This window comes from Aquincola tertiaricarbonis (assembly GCF_000969605.1).
Taxonomy (GTDB): Bacteria; Pseudomonadota; Gammaproteobacteria; order Burkholderiales; family Burkholderiaceae_C; genus Aquincola; species Aquincola tertiaricarbonis.
This window is the reverse complement of sequence record NZ_JZUE01000065.1, coordinates 1-3,602: the sequence shown is the minus strand read 5'-3', so window position 1 is coordinate 3,602 and position 3,602 is coordinate 1. Positions and strand designations below refer to the sequence as shown.

Genomic DNA, 3,602 nt, shown 5'->3' with positions numbered 1-3,602 from the left:
TCCCTGGTTCGAGCCCAGGTCGGGGAGCCAACAGAATCAAGGGGTTACGTCGCAAGACGTAACCCCTTTCCTTTTGGCGTTTTGGAACATTGTTGGAACCGTTCCAATATCCAGTGGTGAATCTTGGCCTTGTGCACAGGCCCTCGGATTGGCTGCCAGAATCGTCGCGCCGGCCGAAGCCGCCATCCTGTCGGGCTGTCGGGACTTTTGACACTTTCGCCTGCCTGTGCGGGCAAGCCGAACCTAAGTCTTTGTCAGTCGGTGCCGAAGACTTGGGGTACGCTTTTCGCTTAAGAGCACCACTTGCTCACCGTTGAACGGAAGACGACGCTTGACTCCGCAGCCGCAGACCATCGCATCGGCGTTGAATGAACAGCTGACGGCACTGCTCCATGAGCAGGGGCACTACTTTGACGAAAGCGACCCCCGCTTCGCTGAGTTCATGGATGAGGCCGAAAAGCTCGCCCGTGTCGACGTCATCATGGCCAGCAAGATCAAGGCACTGCTGTACGGCTTGACTGGGAACCGTGATAAGGCGACCTACTGGATCACAAACGCACGTCGGAACGGCGGTCGGATTGAGGCGCTGGGGGCAAGTGCTGCGTCCTGTCAAACCTCGGTTTCCTGCACGAGGCTACCGAGCCGTTCAGGGAACTCATGGAGGATCTTCGGTCCATCCCTGGATCGCTCAGGGTTGGGATGACCGCTGCGGACTTCACCCATGTGCTGGCTGCTGGGGAGCGGTTCGTAAGGGCTGGTGGTCAGATGCCTGAGGAGAAGCTCATGTCTGTGGCAAGCCATCTGTTGCGTGCGCTGTCAACGCTCGACGTGTCCGAGGACTTCCTTCGCTCCATGATGGAGGAAGCAGGGTCGATGCTGCGTGAGCAGCGGCTCTCTTGGCTCAACAGCACACCCGACTTCCTCATCACTGGCCCAGAATCGAGCCCGTCTGTCGCAGTGAATTACCGGATCGATGTCCAAGCCAGGCAGGCCGCTGAGCTGACTTGGGCATTGGCGGAGCGCTGGCAGGCCGAGATCTGCTCACACTGAACGTCACAGTCGGATTCATCGGACAGAAGGCAGTCGCATGAGCATCACTGCAGCGGATCTGCTGGCCTACGGCGCGGAGCTGGCGACTGGGGCAGACGAGATCACCTGGCGGAACTCAGTAGGTCGCTCCTACTACTCGGCATATCACACGGCCAAAGAGTGGCACAGCGTCCAGCCGAAGACTTCACCATTGCCGGCCGGAATGGGGATGCACAAGGCGTTGATCCATAGCATGCAGCACCCACCGGTCATGGGGCAGGCGTCGATCCGCTCGAAGGGTATTGCGTACACCCTGAATCACATGCGCACGCTCCGCGCGACCGCCGACTATGAGCTCGGCTGCACCATAGATAGAGCTGTCGCCGACACGGTCGCCGAGATGGCCCGCACAGTTCACGAGAAAGCTGCTGGCTAGCAGCTGGCTTGGCTACTTAGCACTGACCTAGACGTCTCATTCAGTCTCCCCTCCAATGCCTGGCTCACCGGACGATGTAGCACAGCCGCAGCACATGCGCGAGATTGCCGCGCTACGCGCAGAGGTGTTTCAGCTTCGGAAGGAGTTGCTTACCCGCAGGAAGACCGATGCAGCGCTCGTAGGTGTTCAGTTGGAATTGATGAAGGTCGTTGGCGATCTCAACGCTGGCATCGCGGACGCTGAACACCAGACGTACATCTTCAAGCGCCTTGGAGACGTGAGTAACAAGGTATCGGAAGTCCTTTCAATCCTCGGGGACGAGCTCTGATGGCCACGAGGCCACCGGCAATGGACGCCTTTTTCCGACAGCTGGAAGAGCAGAAACGGCAGCTTGAGGATCTCGCACAGCCCCCAGCCCCCCCGGCGCCGCCCGTTGCGCCACCTGACGGCGGCGGCGGTAGTAGCATTCCGCCCATGGAAGCCCGCCTATCTGAGGTCGAGAAAGCCATCGTGCGCATCGACGCGTCGTTGGGCGGTCTTGCCACCAAGGCAGATGTCATGGAGGCAAGCCAAGGAACGCAGCGGTGGATGATCGCTACGGTCGTGGGAATGATGATCGGGTTTGGCGGCTTGTTCTTAGCGATGAGCAACGCACTCAAGCAGGTTGCACCGGCGGTGTCGCCGCAGCCGCCGACGGCTCCGCCTATCATCATCAACGTGCCCTCCGCAGCAACGCCGCCGGTCGCACCGGCTCCGTTACCCGCCACTCCTAACCTCCCAGCACCACCGCGCTAACAAGCGGATTGGCTCCGGAGATTTGCCACTGTGGCCGACAGCACCACCCAGCAGATCATCGCCGTCGCCCTCGGCACGCACGTGACGCACCCGAAGGTTCCGGTGCTGGAGGTGCTGGACCTGGCCATGAAGGGCCACGAGGGCTCCGACCTGAGCTTCGAGGCTGGCCCTGGCCATGCCTTCGACGACTGGCTGGATCCGCCCTCCCCGTTCGCCGACCTGCTGCGCCAGGCCTTCGCGCCCGAGATCGGGCAGGCGCAGCTCGCACTTTGGCACTCCGACAGCGACTTCCTGGCGGAGGGCTTCCGCGAGATGTGGGACGCCGACGTAGTGAAGGCGTTCGCCGTGCGGTACCGCCTCTGGGAATGAATGCTCGGGCTGCAGCCCCCGCATGTGAGTGGACACTGAGGTCTTAGGGATCGCATACGGCCCACAGCGTTTCTAGATTGGCCGGCCCATCACTCAGGAGGATCCATGTCCTTTCGTGCAGCAGCCGTACTGACGCTCGCGGCGGCGTCTCTATTCGCGGAGGCAGAAGCAGCCTCGCTGACAGGCAATGCCTCTTTTGGCCCCCTCTCGATCGAGCTGGTCGACCTCGATCCGACAGACGGGATAGCTCCGAGCATCGACTTCAGCGCGACCAACTACACCGCTGCCTACACCGGCGCCATGATCGACTTCATCCCGGACTACTCCGAGCAGTTCTCCGAGACTGGTCGGTGGCAGCCGTCGAGTGTCCAACTGTCCGCCAACGGCGTTACCGGAACTGCAAACATCGCCTCGTCGGGAACGGCCGCAGGTACGACTGCCACTGCTGGAGCGACGCTCAACAGCCCCACGAGTAGTGGAGGCTTCACCTTTCTCGCAGATCTCGGCTATGTCGGCTTCACGCTATCGGCACGGACGCGAGCGGTATTCACGTCGGCTGCAAGCCTAGAAACCACTGGCTCGTTGGCTGTGCCGGGGGAAGACCTGGACGTGCTGGCTTTCGTCGACCTCTCGTTGTACCGCGTCGTCGAAGGCGCCTGGCTGGGCGTGGGGCAGGACCGAATCGAGACGTTTCAATTCACGTCGATCAGTAGGTCGTTGACGGCGACCTTTGAAAACTCCGGCGCGACGGACCAAACGGGCATCATGCGCGGCATCTCTTACGTCGGTGGTGGCTACACGGCGCCCGTGCCCGAGCCTGCGCCTGCAGGTTTGCTGCTAGCCGGGCTGACTGTCATGGCTGCTGTCGCACGATGTCGGCGCCCTTCCCACTGACCTATGGCCCGAGTGCCACAAGGCCCGCCGCTGCTGGAGCTCACGCCCATGCTGCTGGGCGTGGGCACGCCCTTCTCGG

Annotated in this window: 7 protein-coding genes; all 7 read left to right on the top strand. The window is 61.9% G+C overall.

The window, feature by feature from the left end; translation table 11 throughout:
• The first annotated feature begins 331 nt into the window (after window positions 1-331).
• The 7 genes from VO99_RS30680 (at window position 332) to VO99_RS27365 (ending at window position 3,523) form a co-directional block, all read left to right on the top strand.
• Complete coding sequence (locus VO99_RS30680) at window positions 332-703, top strand: hypothetical protein (RefSeq protein ID WP_157039850.1); 372 nt, start codon at window positions 332-334, stop codon at window positions 701-703.
• 80 nt (window positions 704-783) lie between these two features.
• Window positions 784-1,050: a hypothetical protein gene (locus tag VO99_RS27385; RefSeq protein ID WP_198157106.1), complete on the top strand. Its 267-nt coding sequence runs from the start codon at window positions 784-786 to the stop codon at window positions 1,048-1,050.
• 37 nt (window positions 1,051-1,087) lie between these two features.
• The gene (locus VO99_RS27380; RefSeq protein ID WP_046116140.1) at window positions 1,088-1,465 is read left to right on the top strand and encodes a hypothetical protein; all 378 of its coding nucleotides are present in this window, start codon (window positions 1,088-1,090) and stop codon (window positions 1,463-1,465) included.
• Window positions 1,466-1,559: 94 nt separating this feature from the next.
• Entirely contained in the window at window positions 1,560-1,793 is a 234-nt protein-coding gene (locus VO99_RS27375; RefSeq protein WP_046116139.1) for a hypothetical protein, read from the top strand.
• A 20-nt stretch (window positions 1,794-1,813) separates the two neighbouring features.
• Window positions 1,814-2,260, top strand: a complete 447-nt coding sequence (locus VO99_RS30675; RefSeq protein WP_198157105.1) for a hypothetical protein — start codon at window positions 1,814-1,816, stop codon at window positions 2,258-2,260.
• Between the two features lie 30 nt (window positions 2,261-2,290).
• Window positions 2,291-2,629, top strand: a complete 339-nt coding sequence (locus VO99_RS27370) for a hypothetical protein (protein WP_046116138.1) — start codon at window positions 2,291-2,293, stop codon at window positions 2,627-2,629.
• A 105-nt stretch (window positions 2,630-2,734) separates the two neighbouring features.
• Window positions 2,735-3,523 (top strand): PEP-CTERM sorting domain-containing protein, encoded by a 789-nt coding sequence (locus tag VO99_RS27365; RefSeq protein WP_046116137.1) that lies wholly within the window; start codon window positions 2,735-2,737, stop codon window positions 3,521-3,523.
• Window positions 3,524-3,602: the final 79 nt, after the last annotated feature.

Bases quoted from the DNA above. Each gene is read 5' to 3' on its own strand.
- VO99_RS27385 (WP_198157106.1), top strand. From the start codon at position 784: ATGTCTGTGGCAAGCCATCTGTTGCGTGCGCTGTCAACGCTCGACGTG.
- VO99_RS27380 (WP_046116140.1), top strand. From the start codon at position 1,088: ATGAGCATCACTGCAGCGGATCTGCTGGCCTACGGCGCGGAGCTGGCG.
- VO99_RS30675 (WP_198157105.1), top strand. From the start codon at position 1,814: ATGGACGCCTTTTTCCGACAGCTGGAAGAGCAGAAACGGCAGCTTGAG.
- VO99_RS27375 (WP_046116139.1), top strand. From the start codon at position 1,560: ATGCGCGAGATTGCCGCGCTACGCGCAGAGGTGTTTCAGCTTCGGAAG.
- VO99_RS27365 (WP_046116137.1), top strand. From the start codon at position 2,735: ATGTCCTTTCGTGCAGCAGCCGTACTGACGCTCGCGGCGGCGTCTCTA.